The organism is Enterococcus sp. HMSC072F02 (assembly GCF_001837725.1).
Lineage (GTDB): Bacteria > Bacillota > Bacilli > Lactobacillales > Enterococcaceae > Enterococcus_B > Enterococcus_B lactis.
Window position 1 is genome coordinate 1 of record NZ_KV833935.1, and the last position, 206, is coordinate 206.

A 206-nucleotide genomic window follows, 5' to 3' on the forward strand; every position below is an offset into this window, starting at 1 on the left:
TAGAACTACGTAAAAGAAACCAGCAATTAGAAATGGAAAATGATATTTTAAAGCAAGCAGCGCTGATATTCGGACGAAGAGACAAGTAATCGATGCGAATAAGCATCTTTACCCTATATCAGCGATGTGCAGAATATTAGGTCTATCACGTCAGTCCTATTATTATCAATCAAAACCAAAGAAAGACGAATCAGAACTTGAAGAAG

General features: G+C 35.9%; 1 pseudogene. It reads left to right on the top strand.

Annotation, left to right across the window (positions count from 1 at the left end):
* A pseudogene (locus tag HMPREF2731_RS14220) lies at positions 1-206 on the top strand (IS3 family transposase); the annotation flags it as partial.